Source organism: Pseudomonas corrugata, from assembly GCF_001269905.1.
Lineage (GTDB): Bacteria > Pseudomonadota > Gammaproteobacteria > Pseudomonadales > Pseudomonadaceae > Aquipseudomonas > Aquipseudomonas corrugata.
This window is the reverse complement of sequence record NZ_LHVK01000003.1, coordinates 1,040,015-1,064,477: the sequence shown is the minus strand read 5'-3', so window position 1 is coordinate 1,064,477 and position 24,463 is coordinate 1,040,015. Positions and strand designations below refer to the sequence as shown.

Genomic DNA, 24,463 nt, shown 5'->3' with positions numbered 1-24,463 from the left:
AACGTAGCGCCGGGTTCCATGGGTGTGCCCAAAGGCAGGGCGGCTAGACGTAGTCACTGGCCTCCTCCTCATCGAGCATGGGAAGGCCGTCCTGCCACCAGGCAGCCAGGTTATGTACGTGAGGCGCCTTGAGAATCGTGAAGTGGTTGCCCGGGCCGTACCAAATGCTCAGGTCCGGTACATGCTTGCGCCACCCTTCGATCATTTCCTGTTGCTCGCGCTTGTTGCCGGCGGTATCCAGGGTTGGATCATTCGCCAGCACCAGCCGCACCGGCCCGGTGTATTGATGTTGCGGTTGATAAACCGTACGCAGGGCCGTACCAAAGGCCCGCGCCGGACCACGCATCGAATCCACCGCCGAACGCTGTGGCAACATGCCGGCGCGGACCATGCCGGCATGCAGCAGGCGCATCTGCGCCGAATCGTCCTGGGCGCCGAACACCGTGGCATCGATCCCCAGGGATTTACCCGAGGCCAGTTGCATCGCCTCGATCAACCGGTTCAACACTCCAGTCCCGGTATAAGGCCTGCCCACCACGCCGTTGCCGCCGGGCGATTCGCTGTCGATCAGCGTCAACGAGGCTACTTTGCGACCACGGGCGTGCAGACGTGCCGCCATTTCGAAGACAATCCAGCCACCGAAGGAATGCCCCAGCAGATGCACCGGCCCCTCCGGTTGCACCTTGTCGATGGCTTCGAGGTACGCCTGGGCGGCGGTTTCCACCAGGCTGAAAGGCTCTGTGCTGCCGTCCAGCCCCCGATGTTGCAACCCATGGATAGGCCAGTCCGGGCCGAAGGCGTCGGTCAGGCCGATGAAACCGGTGACGCTGTCGCCGGCACCCGGTACGCAGAAGATCGGCGCCCGGTCGGCCCGTCCGCCCTGGATCGTCAGCAGCGGCTGGTAACCGCTCTTCGGTAAGGGTGCCGGACGCGATGCGGCGGTGTGAAGCTCGGTGCTGAGGGCCTGGCCCAACGCCTGGACATGGGGCGCCTGCATCATGCTCTGGTGGTTACCCGGTACCTTGACGCAATGCAGCTGCGACGTGGGCAGGACAGCGTCCCAGCCCAGATAACCGGAGTGCTCGGGAGCGTCGTCCTGGCGTTCTTCGGCCACCAGCAGATGCACGGGTACGGAAATCGGATACACCATGTAATGGGCCAACGCATGACCGTGGGCCACTTCGCGATCGAGGTACTGCCAGAGCTGCTCCGCACTGTAGACGGCCAGCTCGGCCGGCAGCACCGCCTCGTCGCGGCAATGCTGCACCAGGCCTTCGAAATCGAATCGATCCAGTTGCCCCTGCAGATCGGCCAGTTGCGCCAGGATCGCTGCTAGTACCTCTTCGCCAGGCAACGCAGCCCTCCAGAACACATCGCAACGGTCCAGCAGATGCAGCTTGTGGGCTTCGTCCAACGCCCAGCGCGACCGCCCCTGATCCACCAGCCGAGGCAGATAGCTGTCGATGAGGCCGACGAACTCGACCTCCTCGTCCAGGCCGATCAGCTGGATCGCGGTCTCGTAGGCCAGCACACCACCGAACGACCAGCCGGCCAGGCGATAAGGCCCTTGGGGTTGTACCGAACGAATGATCCCCACCAGCCGCGAGGCCATGCATTCCATTGTCTGCAACTGCGGCTCGCCCCACTCGACGGCAGGCAGGCCATACACCGGGATATCCGGGTCGATGTGCTTGCCCAGCGTCGGGAAGTACAGGTCCAGGCCACTGAACTCGTGCACCAGGAACAGCGGATTCTGCTGGCCGGTGGTGCGCACAGGTACGATGGCCTCCTTGACCTGGGCATCCTCGGTACGGGTCTGCAGCATCGATGCCATCGACGCGACACTTTCGTGCTGGAACAGCTCGGCCAGCGAGACGGTCAGGTTGGCCTGTGCCAACAATCCGACCAGCCGGATCGCCAGCAATGAATGACCGCCCAGTTCAAAGAAGTTGTCGTGACGACCGACCTGCTCCAGCTTCAGGACGTCGGCCCACAAGCCTGCCAGCATGACTTCCAGGTCGCCTTGCGGCGCCTCGTAGCCCTGGCTCCCATAAGCGTGCAGTTCCGGTACCGGCAGCGCCCCGGTGTTGACCTTGCCGTTCAGCGTCAGCGGCAACGCCGTCAATTTCACATAGGCGGCCGGGATCATGTATTCCGGCAGCACGGAGCGCAGTTGGGCGCGCAGGACATCCGCATCGAGGCCTCCAGCGTTCTCGTGCTCGGTGTAGTACGCGATCAGGCGCTTGTCGCCCGGACTGTCTTCACGCGCGACCACCAGGGCTTCGCGTACCCCGTGGCACTCGTGCAAACGGGCCTCGATCTCACCGAGCTCAATACGGAAACCACGTATTTTGACCTGCCCGTCGTTGCGATCCAGATATTCGATGGTGCCGTCGGGCAGCCAGCGGCCAAGATCGCCACTGCGGTACAGACGCGCGGTGCCCGAATCGCTGAACGGATCGGCAATGAAGCGTTCCTCGGTCAGGTCCGGCCGGTTCAGGTAACCGAGGGCCACCCCGACACCACCGATATGGATTTCCCCCGCGACACCCACAGGTACCGGTTGGCGCGCAGCATCGAGGATATATACCCGGGTGTTGGCGATAGGACGGCCGATCGGAACACTCGTTGCGCCATGCGGCACGGCAGTGACCACATGGGTCGTCGCAAAGGTGGTGGTCTCGGTGGGACCATAGCAATGCACCAGCCGCAGCGAAGGAGCATGGGCCAACAGCCGCCGGAAGGATGCCGGATCACCGCGCTCGCCACCGCACAACAGGATCCGCAGGCCTGCCAGGGCATCCGGGATCAGTACCAGGTATTGATTGAACATGGCGGTGGTGACGAACAGTACCGAGACCTCGGCATCTGTCAGCGCCTGGGCGAATTGCGTCGGGCTGAGCAAGGTTTCGTGATCAATGATCACAACGCGCCCGCCATTGAGCAATGCCCCCCACACCTCCATCGTACTGGCGTCGAACGCCGGGTTCGAGGCGAAAGCCACGTGATCCTGTACACCGAAATCCGCGTAGCCGTTATTGATCGCCAATCGGCCTATGGCCAGGTGCGGCACGATCACCCCTTTCGGGTGGCCCGTGGAGCCGGAGGTGTACATGATGTACGCCGGTGTATCGCTGGTTTGACCGGGGAATACCGCCGGCCTTGCAGCCTGGATCACCTGCAGCGTGTCCAGGTCCAATCGCGGCATGTCTTCCGGCAAGCCCCTGTCACTGGTCGTCAGCACCAGCACTGCGGCACTGTCTTGCAACATGAAGCGCTGCCGCTCCTCGGGCGCATGGTGATCCAGCGGTACGTAGACGGCGGCGCACTTGAGGATCGCCAGTTCGCTGATGACGAGCTCGAACGAACGGTTCAGCATGATCGCGACCCGCGACCCTGGCTGGACGCCCCGTTCAAGCAAGCAATGCGCCAGGTGATTGGCCCGCTCGTGCAGCTCCCGGTAGGTGAGTTGCTGCGCCCCATGCTGGAGTGCAATCCCTTCAGGCCGGGCTTTGACCTGGGCTTCGAACAAGCCGTGGACCGTCTCTTCGCGGGGATAGACCGTGTCGGTTGCATTGAAGTCGACCAGCAGTTGCCGACGTTCCGCCGCCGGCAATATCGCCAGCTCGCGCAAGGGTACCTCGGGCGTGTGCTCAAGCGCATCGACCAGGCTCTCCAGCGCCGTGTGCATGTAGCCGCAGATGCGTTCCGCCCCGATGCGCGACTCCGCCAGGGCGGTCAGCACGAAGGCCTCACCGAGATCGTCGACGTTCAGCGACAGTGGATAGTTGCTCCACTCCTCACCGCCGAGCCCCTCGATCCCGTTCCAGGCCGACTGCGCCTCCTGGGTGACCTGCGTTGCAGTGTGCCGGTAATTCAGCAGTGCACTGAACAATGGCGTCGGCGTGGCGACACCGCTGCAACGCTGTGCCAGCGCCAGCGACGCATGTTCGTGTCCCAGCAGCTCGGTGAGACGCGCATGCGTCGTCTTGACGCCTGCCCGGGCCCCGTCGACGCCGACGTCAACCCGCAGCGGCAAGGTGTTGATGAACAACCCCAGCGCCCGGTCGGCCCCCTCACCGCCCTGCATCCGGCCCATCAGCACGGTACCGAACACCACGTCTTCGCGCCCGGACACAGCGCCTACCACCCGCGCCCAGGCCAAGTGATGCAGGCTCGCGGCGCTGACGCCAAGCAGTCGCGATTGTGTCCGCAGACGACGATTCAAACTGTCGTCCACACCCAACCGGGCCTGTTCGATGACATGGCTGTCGCCCTGCACGTCCTGCAGGCCGAATGGCAGGGTCGGCTCCTGGATATCCTGGAGCATGTCCCTGAAGAACGCCTCGTGGGCGCTTTGCGTCACGCCAAGCCGCGCCTGGGCCACGTAGTTGCGATACGGCACGGCATCGCCCAACTGGGCCTGCTGCCCGAGCAAGTACGCTTGCATATCGTGCTGAATCACCTCCAGCGCGGTGTGATCGAGTGCAATGTGATGGAACAGCAGTAGCGCAACCCAACGCTGGTGTTCGTCGTCATAGGCACAGGCAAGCCGCATCATGGGTGCCTGGCGCACATCGAGCCGATAGTGCCGAGGGTCGAAACGCTCACGAAGCTGCGCGCCCACGTCCTGGCCCGGCTCGACCATACAGGTCTGCACCGCCAATGGTGCTTGGCGCAGCACCACCTGCACCGGCTCGCGCAAGCCCTCCCAAAGCACAGCCGTGCGCAGGATATCGTGGCGGTCGATCACGCCTTGCAGGGCATTGACGAAGTCATCCAGCCGGGCACGATCCTTGAAGTTGAACATGGCCTGCTGCACATAGAGATCGCCCTGCTGCGAAGCCAGGTGGTGATACAGAATCCCTTCCTGCAACGGCGCCAGGGCGTAGATGTCCTGGACATTGCTCACGCCGCCGGGCACGCCGGCGACGACGGCGTCGATTTCCCGCTGGCTCAGATCGGCGAGCGGCAACATCTGCGGGGTGATCTGCTCACAGTCCGGCACGATGCCGTTGTCCGGCACCACGATTTCCGTCGCGCCGCCCACGGCCGCCGCCAACGCGGCCAGGGTCGGTTGGCCGAACAGCACCCGCACATCGGCGCTCAAACCGGACTGGCGCATGCGTTCGATCAGCGTGACCGCCAACAACGAGTGCCCACCCAACTCGAAGAAGTGGTCATGACGCCCTACCCTCTCAACCTTGAGCAGCTCGGCCCACAGTTGTGCCAGCGTCGTTTCCACCGCGCCCTGTGGCGCTTCGTATTCACGGGTAATTACCGAGGCCTGGTCCGGCGCCGGCAGTGCCTTGCGATTCAGCTTGCCATTCGGCGTCAGCGGCAATGCATCAAGCCGCACATAGGCCGCCGGCACCATGTATTCCGGCAGTTGGGCTTGCAACTGGGCACGCAGGCTTTCGATCTCGATGTTGAACTCGTCACCGTGCACGGTGAAGTACGCCACCAGACGCTTGGCCCCCGGCACGTCTTCGCGAGCCAGCACCACGGCTTCCTTGATCGCCTCGTGCCGGGCAAGCTTGGCCTCGATCTCGCCCAGCTCGATACGGAACCCGCGGATCTTCACCTGATCGTCGTTACGGCCCAGGTAGTCGATATTGCCATCCGCCAGGTAACGACCCAGGTCGCCGGTGCGGTACATCCGGGCATTCGGCCGCTCACTGAACGGGTCGTCGAGGAAACGCTCCGCCGTCAGTTCCGCGCGGTGCAGGTACCCCCGCGCCACCTGGACGCCACCAATGTAGATCTCCCCGGCCACGCCCATGGGCACCGGTTGCTGGTGGGCGTCGAGCAGGTAGATCCGAGTATTGGCGATCGGTTTGCCGATCGGCGTGCTGTCCGGTGTCTCGGCGCCGGAGCAGTCCCACGCCGTCACGTCGACGGCCGCTTCGGTCGGGCCATACAGGTTGTGCAAAGACGTTCGTGGCAATTGCGCCTTGAAGCGCCGCACCAGATGGCCCGGCAAGGCTTCGCCGCTGCACATCACCTGACGCAACCCCTCGCACTCGCCAGCCTCGCCATGGGCCAGGAACACATCCAGCATCGACGGCACGAAGTGCAGCGTGGTGATACCTTGGGTCTGGATCACTTCGCACAGGTACGCCGGATCGCGATGCCCGCCCGGACGCGCCATCACCAGCCGGGCGCCGGTGAACAGCGGCCAGAAGAACTCCCACACAGAGACGTCGAAGCTGAACGGGGTCTTCTGCAGCACCGCGTCCGTGGCGCTCAGTGTGTAGGCGTCCTGCATCCACAGCAGGCGGTTGACCACCGCGCCATGCTCGTTCATCACGCCCTTGGGCAGGCCGGTCGAACCGGAGGTGTAGATGACGTAGGCCAAATGGCTGGCGTGCAGGCCCGAGGCCTGCGGATTGCCGGTCGGCTGCGTGGCGAAGTCTTCGTCTTCAAGCACCATCACCCTGGCGTCGGTCGCGGGCAGGCTCGCCTGCAAGGCGCGTTGGATCAGCACCACGGCCGGGGCGCTGTTTTCCAGCATGTAGGCCAAACGGTCAGCCGGATAATCCGGGTCGAGCGGCACGTAGGCAGCGCCCGCTTTCAGGATTCCCAGCAGCGCCGCGACCATTTCCACGCTGCGGTCCATGCAGATCGCCACGCGGTCATCCGGGCGAATGCCCAGGGCGAGCAACCGGTGGGCGATCTGGTTGGCTCGCTGGTTCAGTTGGGCGTAGCTCAGTTGTTGCGCTTCGAACACCACGGCGACGGCATCCGGACAGGTCGTGACCCGTGCCTCGAACAGGCCATGCAGGGTCAGGCCTTGCGGATAGTCGACGGCTGTTGCATTGAACGCTTCCAGCAGATGCCGGCGCTCAGCGTCTTCCAACAGCGGGATCTGCGCCACCAGGGCCTGCTCATCGGCAACCATGGCGCGCAAGATGCATTCGAGATAACCGAGGTAGCGCTCCATCGTGGCCTGGTCGAACAGCGCCGTGGCGTACTCCAGCGAACCGAACAGGCGACCATCGATCAGGGCCATGTCCAGCAACACATCGAACTTGGCGGTACGGCTGCTGACCCCCAGCCCTTGCAGTGACAGCTCGGACAATTCCATCCCGCCGGTTTCGCTGTTCTGCCATGACAACATGGCCTGGAACACCGGGCTGTGGGACAGGCTGCGCAATGGCCGGACCACTTCCACCACCTGTTCGAACGGCAAGTCCTGATGCGCCTGGGCGCCCAGGGTCTGGGCCTTGACCCGTTGCAGCAAGGCCTCGACGGTCAGCTCGGTCGAAACCTCGACGCGTACCGCCAGGGTGTTGACGAACAAGCCGATCAGGTCTTCGACTTCCGCATGCATGCGGTTCGCCGTCGGCGTGCCGACGACGATATCGTCCTGCCCGGACATCCGGCTCAGCAGCGCGGCCCATGCGGCCATCACCGTCATGAACAACGTGGCGCCATGGCGCTGGCTCAAGGCCTTGAGGCCTTCGGTCAGTGCTTCATCGAAGGCGATCCCTACCGCATGACCGGAATGATCCTGCTGGGCCGGCCGTGGCCGGTCCGTCGGCAAGGTCAGCAATGCCGGTGCACCGGCCAGGGTGTCCTGCCAGTAGCGTTCCTGGCGGCTCAACACCTCGCCGGAGAGCCAGCGCCGCTGCCAGACGGCGTAATCGGCGTATTGCACCGGCAAGGCCGGCAGCGGGTCGTCCTGCCCTTGGCTGAATGCCGCGTACAGCACGCCCAGCTCACGAGTCAGAACATCGGCGGACCAGCCGTCCGAGACGATGTGGTGCAGGGTCACCAGCAACACATGGTCGGCATCGCCCATGCGCACCAGGCGACCACGGGCCAGCGGGCCACGGCTCAGATCAAACACCTGCCGCGCTTCCTCCCCGGCCATGTGCGACAGCTCGGCTTCGGCATCCGGGTGGGCGGACAGGTCATGCCGTTGCAAGGCGAAACCGATGTCGGCCGGGGCAATGCGTTGCTCCACCTCCTGGCCCTGGACAAAGGTCGTGCGCAAGGCTTCGTGACGGGCGACGATGCGATCCAGGGCACGGCCCAGGGCGGCGGTGTCCAACGCACCACGCAGACGCAAGCCGGTGGGGATGTGATACGCCGCGCTGGCATTGTCCAACTGCGCGAGGAACCACAGGCGTTGTTGGGCAAACGACAACGGCAGTGCCTGCTCACGGGACACCGGCATGATATCCGGCCGGGTGCTGCGGGCCGCTCGGGACAGCACCTTGGCCAACGCGCTCAGCTCGGGTTGGGCGAACACCTCGTTCAGGCTCAGTTCCACCCCCAATTGCTCGCGCACCTGGGCAATCAAGCGCATCACCAGCAACGAATGCCCACCCAGTTCAAAGAAGTGGTCGTGACGCCCCACCGCTTCGACGTTGAGCATGCTTTGCCAGATCTGCGCCAGGGCGACCTCCGTGGCGCCTTGCGGCGCTACGTGCATACGGCTGGCGAAGGCCTCGGCATCCGGCTCCGGCAGCGCCTGGCGGTCGAGTTTGCGGTTCGGTGTCAGCGGCAGCGCGGCCAGGCTGACGAATGCACTCGGGACCATATACTCGGCCAGCAGGGTCGACAGTTCCGAGCGCAAGGCGGCTGCGCTCAGAGTGAGGCCGGCCTGCGGCACGACGTAGGCCACCAGACGCTTGTCTCCAGGCGTGTCCTCGCGCACGATCACCGCCGCTTCCTTGACCCCGGTGCAGTGGCTGAGCCTGGTTTCGATTTCACCCAGCTCGATACGGAATCCCCGCACCTTGACCTGGAAGTCATTGCGCCCCAGGTACTCGATGCGTCCGTCCGGACGATAACGGGCCAGATCGCCGGTCTTGTACATGCGGGCATCGGACAGGTCGCTGAATGGATCGACGAGGAAGCGCTCGGCATTGATCGCGTCGAGGTTCAGATAACCCCGGGCGACGCCATCGCCACCGATGTAGATCTCCCCCGCCACGCCGAATGGCACCGGCTGGCGGTGCCCGTCGAGCAGGTAGATACGGGTGTTGGCCATCGGCGTGCCGATGGTGGCGTTGCCGCCCGCGCCGTCGGCGTCGTAGCGCATGTAGGCGGCGGTGCACGACACGGTCGCCTCGGTCGGGCCATAGGTATTGATCAGTCGGGTATGGGCCGGGCGTACCGCGTCCCACATCTGCAGCTTTTGCATCGACAGGGCATCGCCGGTGACGTTGACCAGGCGCACATCACGCAGATGATCGCGGGCCTGCGCCGGCGTGTTGTGCCATTCGGCCGCCAGGGTGTGCCAATGCGCCGCGGTCAAGTGCAGGAAGGTCGGCCGGATCTCAACGTCCTGCTGCAACTCGATGCTGCCAAACAGCGCGCGGGTCGGCGCCAGAGTGGCACCGGCGACCAGCGCCGGGAAAATTTCTTCCACCGACAGGTCGAAGTTCAACGTGTTTTGCTGCAGCACCGTGTCGGCCGGCGTCAGTTCGAACAGGCGCACGGCATCCACGCAGTAGTTGACCAGGCCCCGGTGTTCGATCATCACGCCCTTGGGCGCGCCGGTCGAACCCGAGGTGTAGATCACGTAGGCCAGGTGACGCACGCCGAGGCTCGCCACCACCGGGTTGTCTTCGCGGCCTGTGGCAATGCCGCTGCGCACCCGTTCGACGTAGTCGAGCAGCACCACCGGCGTAGCCAGTGGCGGCAAGCGGTCTTGCAGTGCGCGTTGGGTCAGCAGCGCTACCGGGGCACTGTCGGCAATCATGTAAGCCAATCGTTCGGCGGGATATGCCGGATCCAACGGCACGTAACCGCCGCCGGCCTTGAGTACCGCCAACAGGCCCACCAGCATCTCGGCGCTGCGCTCGACACAGATCGCTACGCGGTCGTCCGGACGGATGCCCAGCCCGATCAGGTGATGGGCCAATTGGTTGGCCTGGCGATTCAGTTCGGCGTAGCTCAGGCGCTCACCTTCGAACACCACGGCAATGGCCTGCGGCCGGGCCGCGACCTGGGCCTCGAAGAGTTGATGGATGGTCTGTTCACGGGGGTACGGTGCCTGGTTCGCGTTGAGCCCGACCAGCAGACGCTGGCGTTCGGCGTCATCCACCAGCGCGATCTGTTCGATCAACGTCTGGTCACTTGCCACCATGGCACGCACCACCCGTTCGAAATAACCGAGGTAACGCTGCACCGTGGCCTCGTCGAACAACGCCGTGGCGTACTCCAGAGCACCGAAGATCTGCCCCTGGGCCTCGCCCAGTTCCAGGGACAGGTCGAACTTGGCGACATTGTTCGCCACACCGAGGCCTTCGAGCGTCAGGTCGCCAAGCACCAGTTCGCTGTTGTCGAGGGTCTGCCAGGACAACATGGCCTGGAACAGCGGGCTGTGGGACAGGCTGCGTACCGGATTGAGCACTTCCACCACCTGCTCGAACGGCAGGTCCTGATGCGCCTGGGCGCCTAGGGTCTGGCTCCTGACGCGTGCCAGCAAGTCCTCGACCGTCGGTGCGCCGGAGACATCGATGCGCACGGCCAGGGTGTTGACGAAGAAACCGATGAGTCCTTCGACTTCCGACCGTGTGCGGTTGGCCACCGGCGAACCGATCACCACATCGTCCTGACCACAAAGACGACTCAACAATGCCGCCCAGGCCGCCATCAACGTCATATACAGAGTGACGCCGTGACGCTGGCTCAAGGTTTTGAGATTGGCCGTCAGCTCAGCGTCGAACGCCAGCGGCAGGGCCGCCCCGCTGTAGTCCTGCTGCGCCGGGCGCGCACGGTCCGTCGGCAACATCAACAGCGCCGGCGCATCGACCAGGGTTTGCCGCCAGTAGCTGCTCTGGGCTTGCAAGACTTCGCCGCTCAACCAGCGGCGTTGCCACAGGGCATAGTCGCCGTATTGCACGGCCAGCGCCGGCAGCGGATCGTCCAGGTCATGCCGGAACGCTTCGTAGAGCGCTGCCAGCTCCTTGACCAACACCCCCATGGACCAGGCATCCGAAACGATGTGGTGCATGGTCACCAGCAGCACATGCTCCTCGTCACTCAGGCGGATCAATCGGCCACGGACCAGCGGGCCGTGTTCCAGGTCGAAGGCGTCGACGGCTTCCCGCGCCGCCAAGGCGTGTACTTCGGTTTCGCCATCGATCCGCTCGGAAAAGTCATGCTGCAGCAAGGCGAAACCGCTATCGGCCGCGGCGATACACTGCCAAGGCTCCTCGCCCTGGGCCTGTACGAAAGTCGTGCGCAACGCCTCATGGCGGGCAACGATGCGATCCAGTGCCCGCTGCAGGGCGACGTGGTCCAGCGTGCCGCGCAGACGCAGGCCGGCCGGCATATGGTAGGCCGAGCTGGCCCCTTCCATCTGCGCCAGGAACCACAAGCGCTGTTGAGCGAATGACAGCGGCAAGGGTTCGTCGCGGGAGGCCCTGATGATCTCTGGCAATGTGCTGCGCCCGGCCTGAGACACGGCCTGCGCCAGCTCCATGAGTCCGGGATGAGCGAACAGAGCGGTGAGGCTCAGCTCCACGCCCAGGCGCAAACGGACCTGGGAGATCAGTTGCATTGCCAGCAATGAATGGCCACCCAATTCGAAGAATTGGTCGCGACGGCCGACCTGTTGCAGGCCCAGCAGGTCCTGCCAGATCTGCGCCAGGGTCGTTTCGATTTCGCCTCGGGGGGCTTCGTAGCCGCGGGTGATGACCGAATCCAGGTCTGGGGCCGGCAAGGCCTTGCGGTCGAGCTTGCCGTTGGGGGTCAGCGGCAGTGTGGCGAGAAGTACGTAGGCCACGGGAACCATGTATTCCGGTAGCTGCCCTTGCAGATGAATGCGCAGAGCCTCGATGTCCACCACTTCCGACTGAGTGAAATAGGCAACCAGGCGCTTGTCGCCGGGCACGTCCTCGCGGGCCAGCACCACCGCCTCCTTCACGGCCTCGTGCTGAGCGAGCTTGGCTTCGATCTCGCCCAGTTCGATGCGGAAACCACGGATCTTCACCTGGTCGTCGTTACGACCCAGGTATTCGATGTTGCCGTCCGGGAGATAACGGCCGAGGTCGCCGGTCTTGTACATCCGGGCGTTCGGTTCGCTGCTGAACGGATCCCTGAGGAAACGCTCGGCCGTCAGGTCATCACGATTGAGATAACCCCGCGCAACACCGGCACCACCGATGTAGATTTCACCCGGCACGCCCAGCGGCACCGGTTGCTTGTGTTCATCCAACAAGTAGAACTGGGTATTCGCGACCGGTTTGCCGATGTGGGCAGCAAAGCCGTCTTCACGGGCCATCGACACCCAACTCGAATAGGTCGTGGTTTCCGAAGGCCCGTAGAGGTTGCACAGGCGCTTGACGGAAGTCTGCTCGAACAGTGTTTCCACCAGACTACGCTTGAGCGCTTCGCCGGCCACGTTGACCGTATCGACGCCATCGCTCAAACCACCGGATTCCAACAGCGCCTTGAGCGCCGACGGCACGGTGTTGATCAGGGTGATGTCGTGCTCGCCCTGTTGCAGTTCCAGCACATTAGTGACCACCTCGATGCTGCCGCCGCTAGTCAACGGCGCGAAGCACTCGTAGACCGCCAGGTCGAAGTTCAGCGAGGTCGAGAACAGGGTTTTTGACAGGGTTTGGGCATCGAACGACCGATGGGCCCAGGTCAGGAAGTTCACCGTGTTGCGGTGTTCGATCATCACGCCTTTCGGCAAACCGGTCGAACCGGAGGTGTAGATCACATAGGCCAGATGCGACGAGGTCAGCCCTGCAATCTCTGGATTCGAGACGGATTCGTCCTGCCAGCGCCCGCTACCGAGATCGATCACCGGCATCGTTGCATCGGCCAGCAACCCAAGGGTCGCCGTCTGAGCCAGCACCACCGCCGGCGCGCTGTCTTCCAGCATGTAGGCAATCCGATCCGCCGGGTAAGCCGGATCCAGCGGTACATAACCACCGCCCGCCTTGAGGATCGCCAGCAACCCGATCACCATGTCGAGGCCACGCTCGACGCAGATCGCCACCCGCGAATCCGGCCGCACACCCTGCCCGCGCAGATAATGCGCCAACTGGTTGGCCCGCTCGTTCAACTCGGCATAGCTCAGGCGTTGCTCGCCATGCAGCACCGCCAGCGCATCCGGCGTGCGCTGCACCTGTTCCTCGAACAATCCGTGAACGGTCTGTTCCAGAGGGAAATGGGCTGCGGTGTTGTTGAATTCCTGCAATACCTGCCTGCGCTCGTTTTCCGACAGGATCTCCAGATCGTTGATCGCGGATTCAGGCGCACACTCCAGTGCCTCCACCAGGCTCGCCAGGGCCGTCTGCATGTAGGCACCGACCTGACGCGCATCAACCCCACCGGCCGTCTGCACGCTCAGCAGGAAGCCTTCGCCCTGATCGTCCACCGACAACATGCACGGATAGTTGGTCCGCTCCATGACCTCCAACACCTGCGTACCCGCCCAGCGGTCGACACTGTCGCCGTCCTGGAGCGGGCTGTGCCGATAGTTCAGCAACGCACTGAACAGCGGTAGCGAAGCCGGCACGCCACTGCAACGCTGGGCCAAGGCCAGCGAGGCGTGTTCGTGGCCCAACAGGGCCGTCAGGCGGGCGTGGGTCGCCTTGACCCCGGCACGCACGTCCTGCCCGCCCACGTTGACCCGCAACGGCAGGGTATTGATGAACATGCCCAGGGCGCGATCCGCACCCTCGCCGCTCTGCATGCGCCCCAGCAACACGGTGCCGAAGACCACGTCCTCGCGACCGGACACACGCCCCAGTACCCTTGCCCACGCCAGGTGATGCAAGGCTGCCGCGCTCACGCCGAGTTGGCGCGCCTGCTGCCGCAGACGCCGGCAAAGATCCGGGTCGAGATTCAGCTTGACCTCTTCTACGCCCCGGCCGTCCCCCTGGACTTCCCGCAGGCCGAACGGCAGCGTCGGCTCCTCGACATCAGCGAGCATGTCGCGAAAGAAGCGCTCATGCTGCTCACGCGGCACGCCCAACAGCGTTTGCGCCACGTAATTACGGTAAGGCATGGCCGCTTCCAGGCGGTCGCCCTCGCCATTGAGGAACGCCAGCATTTCCTCCTGCATCACGTCCAGGGCGGTATGGTCCAGGGCGATATGGTGGAACAGCAGAACCGCGACCCAGCGCTGGTGCACACTGTCCCAGGCGCAGGCCAGACGCATCAGTGGCGCCTTGCCGAGGTCCAGCCGGCAATGGCGAGGATCGAACAACCCTTGCAACTGCGCCGCGATATCGCCCCTGGCCGGATCGAGGGCCTGCTCATCGAGCGTCAACCGGCACTGGCGCAGAACCACCTGTAACGGCGCCTCCAGGCCTTCGCGCAGCAGCGCGGTCCGGAGGATATCGTGCCGGTCGATCACGGCCTGCAAGGCCGCGACGAAGCCGTCGAGTTGAGCGCGGCTGTCCATCGCGAAGGTGGCTTGCAGCAGGTAGGGGTCGCCTTCTTCGGCGGCAATATGGTGATAGAGAATGCCCTCCTGCAACGGCGCCAGGGGGTAGATGTCCTGGACGTTGCCGACGCCGCCCGGCACAGCGGCGACGATCCGATCGAGGGTTGCCTGGTCCAGCGTCACCAGCGGCAGCATCGACGGAGTGATCCGCTCGCACCCCGCAGCAATACCGTTGGCCGGCACGCTCACCTCGGTACGACCGCCCACTGCCGCCGCCAGGGCAGCCAAGGTAGGTTGACCGAACAGCACCCGCACATCGGCGCTCAGCCCAGCCTTGCGCATCAGTTCGATCAGTTTTACAGCCAGCAGCGAATGGCCGCCCAGCTCGAAGAAATGATCGTGTCGCCCCACCTGCCCGACACCGAGCACATCAGCCCACAACCCTGCCAGCGTGGTTTCCACCTCGCCCAGTGGCGCTTCATAGGCACGGCTGGCGAAGGCGTCCGCTTCCGGGGCCGGCAGCGCGCGGCGGTCGAGTTTGCCGTTGGGCGACAAGGGCAGCGTATCCAGGCGCACGTAGGCCGCAGGAACCATGTAGTCCGGCAGCAGCGCCTGCAAGTGCGCGCGCAGTGCATCGGCCTCCGGCGCCGCATCCGCCACCTGGGCGGTGATGTAGGCCACCAGGCGTTTCTCGCCGGGTTGGTCTTCACGGGCGACGACAACCGCCTCCTTTACTTCGCCGTGTTGGCAGAGCCGGGACTCGATCTCACCCAGCTCGACACGGAAGCCTCGGATCTTGATCTGATCGTCGTTGCGTCCCAGGTACTCGATATGACCATCGGGCAAGTAGCGGCCCAGGTCACCGGTCTTGTACAGGCGCGCCTGCCCGTCGGTGGCAAACGGGTCACGGATGAACCGTTGTGCAGTCAGGTCTTCGCGGTTCAGATAACCATGGGCGACGCAAACGCCACCGATGTGGATCTCGCCGGCCACGCCGACCGGCACCGGTTGCTGCTGTTCGTCCAACAGGTAGATACGGGTATTGGCTACCGGCTGTCCGATGGCAGGCAGCGTCGGCCACGCCGCGACATCGTCCGGTAGCGTCAACGCGGTGGTGACGTGGGATTCGGTCGGCCCGTAGTGGTTGTGCAGGCGACAACCGTCCAGGCGCTCGAACAAGGCACGGATCTGTGGCGTGATGCGTAACTGTTCGCCAGCGGTAATGACGTCTTTCAAGTCGCAGGTCAGCGGCGTGCCGTCACGCTCGTCGGCGACCGCTTCGGCCAGGGCCTGCAGGGCGATGCACGGCAGATACAGGCGTTCGATGCGCTGCTGGCAGATGTGTTCGAACAGGCGGTGGAAATTCAGGCGGATGTCGGCATGGATCAGCGACAGCTCGCCGCCGGCACACAAGGTGCTGAAGACTTCCTGGAACGCCACGTCGAAGCCGAGTGCGGCAAACTGCAAGGTGCGCGCAGCGGCCCGCCCCTGCTGCGCCGCTTGCGCGATCTGCCACTGCATCAGGTTGACCAGGGCACGGTGCGGCATCGCCACACCCTTGGGCTGGCCGGTGGAGCCCGAGGTGTAGATGACATACGCCAGGCTGTCGGGGGTAAGGCCGCTCACCTGTGCGTCCGGGTTGCTGGACGGTTGCCGGTCGATGCCCGCGGCAGCGCGGTCCTCACCGTCGAGCAGCAAGGCCGGCACGCCCGCCGCTGGGAAGCGTTCCTGCAGGCTGCGCTGGGTCAGCAGCACCTTCGGTGCGCTGTCCTCCAGCATGTAGACCAAGCGCTCGGCCGGGTAAGCCGGATCCAGCGGCACATAGCCGGCCCCGGCCTTGAGGATCCCCACCAGCCCCGCAACCATTTCCAGGCCGCGCTCCATGCAGATCGCCACTCGGTCGTCGGCACGGACACCCCACTCGATCAAGTGATGGGCGATCTGGTTGGACAGCCGATTCAGTTCGCCGTAGCTCAGGCTCTGCCCCTGATACGTCAGCGCAACGGCCTCAGGCTGAGCTTCAGCATGGGCCTCGAACAGTTGATGGATCAGCAGTCCCGACGGGTACACCGCATCGAACGCATTGAAGTCGTGCAACAACTGCTGACGTTCACTGGCGGGAACAAAGGCCAGTGTGTGCAACGGGGTATCCCCATCCCGGTCGAGGACATCGACCATAGCTTCAAGCACGGTGTGCACGTAGCCGCATACCCGTTGTGCACCAATCCCGGCAACGGCTTGCACGGTCAGTCCAAACGAATCACCGAGATCATCCACCGATAGCGACAGTGGGTAGTTGGTCCGTTCCTCGCCGCCGAGAATTTCCGCACCGGCCCAGATTCTTGCCTGGCCCGCATCCTCGCTTGCCTGTGCCGCCACGGCGGTTTGCCGGTAATTCATCAACGCACTAAACAACGGCGTCGGCGCCGCAACACCACTACACCGCTGTGCCAGCGACAACGGCGCGTGTTCATGGCCCAGCAGCGTCGCCAGGCGGCCATGGGTCGCCTGCAACGCGGCCAGCACCCCCTGGTCTCCCGCCTCGACCCGCAATGGCAGGGTGTTGACGAACATGCCCAGGGCGTGTCCGGCCTCCTGTCCACTGTGCAACCGGCCCATCAACACGGTGCCGAACACCACGTCCTGACGACCGGACAAGCGCCCCACCACCTGACCCCAGGCCAAATGATGCAGACTGGCGGTGCTCACCCCCAGGCGCCGGGCCTGGGCACGCAGACGCCGGGCCAGCCCGACCTCCAGCGACAGCGTCGCCTCTTCGATACCGCTGCCGTCGCCCTGCACATCCTGCAGGCCGAGCGGCAACGTCGGCTCGTCGACGTCGCCGAGCATCTCGCTGAAGAACGCCTCATGTTGCTCGGGATGACTGTCCAGGCGGACCTGGGCCACGTAGTTGCGATAAGGCACCGACACCGGCAGCTCCGCCGAACGACCTTGCAGGTGCGCATCGATTTCCTTGCCGAGCATGCCGAGGGAGGTCGCGTCATCGATCAGGTGATGGAACAGCAATACCGCCACCCAACTGCCATTGACGGTATCCTCGGCAAAGTGAATACGCATCATCGGTGCCTGGCGCAGATCGAAGCGGGTATGGCGCGGATCGAAACGGGCCTGCAACTGGTCAGCGATGTCGCCTTCGATCGGGTCCAGGGCCAGTTCTTCGACCCTCAGGCGCGCCTCGCGCCAGACCACCTGCACCGGCTCGCCCAGCCCTTCCCACGCCACCGAGGTGCGCAGGATGTCGTGCCGGGCGATGACCGCCTGCAAGGCGTGCCCGAATGCTTCCAACTGTTCCCGAGTGCCGAAGCGCAACAGGGCCTGCAGCAGGTACGGATCACCTTCGCTGGTAGCCAGATGGTGATAGAGAATGCCTTCCTGCAACGGCACCAGGCCGTAGATATCCTGCACATTGTCCACACCGCCCGGCACGGTTGCGACAATACGATCGATTTCGTCCTGGGTCAGGGTCGCCAGGGGCAACATGTCCGGGGTGATGCGCTCGACGTCCCGGGGAATCCGATTCTCCGGCACCCGCACGCCGCGGCTGCTGCTGGTCGCGGCAGCCAGGGTCTGCAGCGTCGGTTGGCCGAACAGCACCCCGACGTCGGCGTTCAGGTCGAACTGGCGCATGCGCTCGATCAGCTTGACCGCCAACAGCGAGTGGCCGCCCAGTTCGAAGAAACGGTCGTGGCGGCTCACCTGCTCGACGCCAAGCAGCTCGGCCCACAGCGCAGCCAGGGTGATTTCCACCTGGCCCATCGGCGCTTCATAGCTGCGCCGGGCAAGGGCCTGCGAGTCGGGAGCCGGCAGTGCCTTGCGGTCGAGCTTGCCGTTGGTGGTCAGCGGAAACGCTTCGAGCATCACAAAGGCACTCGGTACCATGTAGTCCGCCAACGAGCCCAGCAGCTCGCTGCGCAACTCGCCCGCAGACACGCAGGCGCCATCTTCGGCAAGCACATAGGCCACCAGCCGCTTGTCGCCCGGCTCGTCTTCCCGGGCGACCACCACCGCTTCGCGCACTTTTGCGCAAGCCGTCAGCTTCGCCTCGATTTCACCCAGTTCGATACGAAAACCGCGGATCTTCACCTGTTCATCGTTGCGACCCAGGTACTGCAGCTCGCCGTTGTGCAGCCAGCGACCGAGGTCGCCGGTACGATACATCCGCGCGTTCGCATCGGCATCGAACGGATCGGGCAGGAACCGCGTTTCGTTGAGCTCCGGCCGGTTCAGGTAGCCTCGCGCCACACCGGCGCCACCGACGTACAGCTCGCCCTCCACGCCCTTGGGCACCGGCTTGCCGTACTTGTCCAGCAGGTATAGGCGCAAATCGGGAATCCGCTTGCCGATCGGGCTGACACCGATCAACTGGGCATCGGCCGCTTGCAGCGCACGATAGGTCACGTGCACCGTGGTTTCGGTGATGCCGTACATGTTCACCAGTTGCGTGCCGGCATTGATTGCCCGGGCGTACCATGGCTTGAGGATGCCGGTTTCCAAGGCCTCGCCACCGAAGATCACCTGGCGCAGGCTGTGGCTCAGGTCGCTCTCACCCTGGGCCGCAATCAACTGGCGGAACGCCGTCGGCGTCTGGTTCAGCACCGTGACGCCGGCCTCGCACAACAGCGCGTAGCAGTCCTGCGGCGAACGGCTGACCAGTTGCGGCACCACCAGCAGGCGGCCGCCGTGGGTCAATGCGCCCCAGATTTCCCAGACCGAGAAATCGAACGCGAAAGAATGGAACAGCGCCCAGACGTCTTGCGGACCGAAGTCGAACCACGGCTGCGTGGCCGAGAACAGCCGCGCGACGTTGCGGTGCTCGACCATCACGCCCTTGGGCAAGCCGGTCGAGCCCGAGGTATAGATCACGTAGGCCAGGTGATGGGGCGCCAGTGTGCCGATATTCGGATCATGCTGTGGCTGCCCGACGAACCCCGCGGCTTCAGGCTGATCGAGCAGCAACACCGGGACAGCCGGCGCAGGCACTCGGTCTAGCAACGCAGCTTGGGTGAGCAACGCCACCGGCGAGCTGTCCTCGAGCATGAAGGTCAGGCGGTCCAGGGGGTAGGCCGGATCCAGCGGTACATAGCCAGCGCCGGACTTCAGGATACCCAACAGGCCAACGATCATGTCCAGGCCACGCTCGACGCAGATTGCCACCCGATCATCCGGGAACACCCCCAAGGCCAGCAGGCGATGGGCGACCTGGTTCGCCCGGATATTCAGCTCGCCGTAGGTCAGGCTCTGGCCTTCATGGACCACCGCCACTGCTCTCGGCTGCGCGGCAGCCCGCGCTTCGAACAGACTGTGAATGGTGCGGTCGTGCTCATACCGCTGCGCATCGCTCGTGTTCCAGGCCTGGAGCAGACGGGCTTCAGCCGGTGTCGGCAGGACAAAGTCACGGATCGGCAACGTATCGTCACTCAGTCCTTGCTCCAGAACGTGGACGAAGCGCTCGGCCATTGCCTCGATTTCATCGGCCTGCAAGAACGCCTGGTTGTAGATCCAGTGCACCCAGGCATTTTTCTCGTTGGGGTTGGTCCGGAAATGAATCGCCAGGGGCATCTGCTCCTGACCGTTGGAACTCTTCACCGAATAGGCCGTGGCGTCGCCGAACCGGTACAGGTAGTTCTCTTCCTCATAGGAGAACGACACATCGAACAGCTGGGCACGATTGTCACGTCGCAGCTCCAAGGAGCGGTGAATGTCGCTTAACGGAAACCGCTGGTAGCGATAGTCCTGCTTGAGCGCGCGCGCCACCTCTTGGATCAGCTCGCCGAACGACAGGTCATCGGCGAATCTCAAGCGCATGGCACTGACCTGGGTGAACAATCCCACGGTTTGCTTGAAGGTCGGATTGGAGCGATTGAGGATCGGCAGGCCCACCACCAGCTCGTCGCGCTGGGTCGTACGGACAAAGTACACGTACAACGTCGCCAGCAGCACCGGGAAACGCGAGACCTGATGGGTCAGCGCCAGGGCGTCGATCCGCTCGTTCAGCGTCTGAGGGAAAGACGTCATGGCATGAGCGCTGGGCACCACGGGCTCGACAAAGCGATCACGGTAACGGGCAGTGAACAATGGATCCGGCACATCCCGGTATTTATCGAGCCAGTAGGCCTGGTCCCGCTGGAAACGGTCCGATTCGTGGTAACGGGCGTCATCCTCGATGAATCCGGCATAGGACGGTGCCGACAGGTCAGGCTCGCGGTTCTCCCCAAGCGCGTTGTACAGGTCACTGAGGGACGCGAGCATCAGGTTGATGCCCCAGCCGTCCTGGATAATGTGGTGCAGGTTGACGACGAAATAGAACGAAGCCTCATCGAGCTTGACCAGGTAGAAGCGGAACAGTGGTCCCTTATCGAGAGCAAATGCCACTTCCAGCCCCTGTTGTACCCAGGTCTGGGCCGCGGTCTGCGGTTCGGGACGATTGGAAAAATCGATCAGCGGGACCCGCACCTCCAACGACTCGACCAGGGTCTGCATGGGCACGCCGTCGCCGCCGACGTCGCAGTGCAGGACCGTGCGCAAGGCATCGTGCTTGCGGACCAGCAGTTCGACCGCTTGCTCCATGCGGTCAGGGTCGACAGCACCCTGGATATGGAGGTAACCACCCATGGTGTACAAGGGAGAATCGCCCTTGGTCATCTGGTCCAGCCAGATGTCCCGCTGGGACGCCGTCAGCGGATAAGTTGCCGCAAGCTCCAGAGACTGGTTCATACGCTGCCCCCGGTCACTCGCACACCGGCAGGTTCTGGATGACGGTCGGCCAAGAGGCCCACTGCGATAACAACGCCCACAGCAAAGAAAAATGTCATACGTTCCTTCTCAGATATTTGTCAGTGCTGCCCGGGGCAAACGCAACAGGGCACGCCTGGAGTTGATGATGCAGATCCGCGCGGACAGCCGGCGCCACCCGGCAGGAGTTCCACTGCTGTCGGGCGGGTTGGATGTCAGGCGTCTTTCACGGGTTGGCGGGGATGTTGTCGCGACAACATCGCCAGCCGGACGGTGCAGTCAGAACAGCCATTCAGGCGCGCTTGTCGCGAATGGCACAGTTGATATCGGAGACGATGTGCCCGTCGGCCAGCTTGATGATCCGGTCGGCCAGCTGGAAGTACTGGTCGTCATGGGTAATGATCAGCACCGTCTTGCCGCGCCGCTTGAGGTCGGGCAGCAGTTCTTCGTAGAAGAACTTCTTGAACGGCGGGTCCTGGTCGGCTGCCCACTCATCAAGCACGTACACCGGCCGGTCTTCCATGTAGGCGCATACCAGGGCCAGGCGCTTCTGCTGTCCGTAGGACAACGCCTTGAGGGTCGAATAACCCAGCCCTTCGATCTTGATCTTGTCGGCCAACCCGAGGGTTTCCAGGTATTTGCTCGCCAGCTCCGGGTTGCCATCCTCTTCGTCGGGACCGATGAGGCGATTGAACAGATGGAAGTCCGAGAACACCGCGGAAAACAGATCGCGGTATTCACTGCGGCTCTCGTCAGAGATCGCCACGCCGTCGAGCAGCACCTCGCCGCCCTGAGGGATGTAGAGCCCGCACAGCACCTTGGCCAGAGTGCTTTTGCCGCAACCGTTGCCACCAACGATGTAGATCAGTTCACCCGCCTGTACCGTCAGGTCGATGGGTCCCAGGGAGAAACCACTTCCGGCATGCGGGTCCTGGTAATGCATCCGCACGCCCTTCAACTCGATGCTGCCCCAGGTCTTTTTGTGCTCGAGCAGATGCACTTTCGGTGCTTCGACCGCAACGGGTTCGGGGTGCGGATCGTTGATCGCGAAACCGAACTCTGCGAGCCGCGTACAGGCAACCCTGCCCGCCGCCAGCACCGGCATTGCCCCCACCAACAGCGACAGCGGCCCCATGATGTAGAGCACCGCCAGCACACTGGCGGTCATCACTTTGGGATCGACCGTGCTGACCAGCGGCGCGGCGAACAGCAGGCAACCGATCAGCAACGACAGGGTGAACTGGCCCACGTTGTCGGCAGCGGTGTACCACAGGCGCTCGACGAAGTTGTAGCGCGCCACCCGGGTCGAGGACGCCTCGATGGCGGAGCGGCCGAACCAGCGACGGCGAATGCCGTTGAGCTTCAATTCCTTGAGACCGAACACCAGGGCATGGGTGTATTCGTTGAACGCGGTGAACTCGTCCCGAACCCGATTGGTGGACCTCACGCCGCTGGCGAAGAAGAACAGGTACAAACCCACACCCAGGACCATCAGCGAAACCGTCAAGGCCAGGACTACCCACGACAGGTACGCCAGGTAGGCAATACCGAACAGAAAGACCGTCGCCTCCACCAGCACAGTGGGCATGACGATCAGTGTCGTGTTCAGTTGCGGGATGTCGTTGGTCAGCATGGTCAGCACGTTGGGCGGGCCGCGCCGGTCCACCTCTTCCAGCGGCGTGGCAAGGATCTTGCGGCACAGTGCGATGCGCAACCGGGTCATGATCCGCATGCTGGCGTAGGCCGGGAACAGCGCAGCACCGTTGCGCAGGATCAGCGCTATGGCACTGAGCCCGGCAAACCAGTACAGCGCCTGCATGCGATCACCGTCATTGTGGATCGCCTGATTGATCACACTCACCACCGCGATGGATGCGACCCCGCTGATGACACCACAAATCAAGGTGAAAAACGTCAGCCAGGGGTGGTTGCGCCACAGCAGGTGCATGACCGACCCCGGCTTGGGTTTCTTCTCTTTCTGGTTTTTCATGGGTTGCTATCCTCGAATGAACTCGCGATATGGCTCAGGCCGGCTGCCAGACGTCGCCCCGGGCGGTCATCTCGCCCATCGCCACGACAATGAGGCGCGGCTCCTCGTAAGGATCACGGGCATGGGCGGCCAGCATGTTGTCGAGCATGACCACATCGCCCTTGCGCCAGTCGAACCTGACGGCGCAGGCCTCATAGGCGTCGCCCACCAGGGCCATGACCTCATCTTCAATCGGTGTTCCATCGCCGTAGCTGACCATGCGCGGCAAACGGTCGGCGCCGAACATGTCGAGCAGGTCTTCACGCATTTCCTCGCCAAGGCAGAATGGATGGTGCAACTGCACCTGGTTGAAGAACGCCGCCTCGCCGGTCTGCGGATGACGGATCACCGCCGGGCAGAGGGTGCGTACTTGCAGGGTGTCGCCGTCGAGCCATTCGAAATCGGTGCCCTGCTCCCGACAACGCCGTTCGACTTCACCCCGGTCAGTGGTGCCGAAGAACGATTCCCAGCCCGGCTCGACCCCGGCGGTGAAGGTGCGGCTGTACATCAGCCCCTTTTGTTCGAAGCGTGCCACTACCTCAGCGGGCAGTTGCCGTAGCACTTGCCGGATGTCCGCCAGCGGTGTCGCACCGCCGACCCGTGAAGGCTGCTCGCAATAGAACCACTGCTTGCGCGGCCAGCTTTCCAGGTGGGAGCTCTCGTTGTGGTAGAGGATCATTTCCCGTTCGGGATAAGGCGTTGAGCGATAGACGTTCCGTCCGCCCTCCTTCTTCGGCAGGTCACCGTAACTGCCATGCAACCCGGGGGACAAGGCTTCGGCAAACGCTTCGAAGGCCGGCACCGAGGCGAGCTCGAAACCGCGAAACAGCACCGCGCCGTGGCGGCACAGCAACGCCTCAACGGCCTGGCGATGGGTGCCGGCCCACGCCGACGGGTCCAAACCTGGTGCGATCGCTTCGATCACCACGGGCAAGTTCAGGCCATCGGCGAGCAGCGACAATCGGACCTGCCCATCGACTGGCTGACCTGGCCAGGAAAGCGAATCCGCCATCCCGTCATCGCTCAACACGGGCGAAGCGTTAGTTTGAAGATTCATGCATCACTCCTGAACCACGGACCCTCGGATCCACGTCGTACGGGGCAAAACCAATGCGCCCCACTGTCGGGCAAGGATAAAAACACTGATCCACGGTGATGTCTGGCACCGCAAACCGGGACAGACCCGACACACCCGGTTACACCGTCGCTGCCGACGTTCATCCCAAAGCGGCTTGTCCCCATTTCCCGCGACAGACGCCGGCACGAAGTCGGTGCTGAAATGCGACAGCTGCGAATCGCACAGGCGCATTAAACGA

The 24,463-nt window shown here is 63.8% G+C and carries 3 protein-coding genes; all 3 read right to left on the bottom strand.

Features of this window, described 5'->3' with window-relative positions; genetic code table 11:
• Positions 1-43 precede the first annotated feature (43 nt).
• Positions 44-21,100 carry a non-ribosomal peptide synthase/polyketide synthase gene (locus AD665_RS04870; protein WP_053191160.1) on the bottom strand — a complete coding sequence of 7,019 codons (21,057 nt, stop codon included), beginning with the start codon at positions 21,098-21,100 and terminating at the stop codon, positions 44-46.
• A gap of 310 nt (positions 21,101-21,410) precedes the next feature.
• Entirely contained in the window at positions 21,411-23,108 is a 1,698-nt protein-coding gene (locus AD665_RS04865) for a cyclic peptide export ABC transporter (protein ID WP_053191158.1), read from the bottom strand.
• A 34-nt stretch (positions 23,109-23,142) separates the two neighbouring features.
• On the bottom strand, positions 23,143-24,204 hold the full coding sequence (locus AD665_RS04860) for a TauD/TfdA family dioxygenase (RefSeq protein ID WP_024780706.1): 1,062 nt from the start codon (positions 24,202-24,204) through the stop codon (positions 23,143-23,145).
• Between the last annotated feature and the right edge of the window lie 259 nt (positions 24,205-24,463).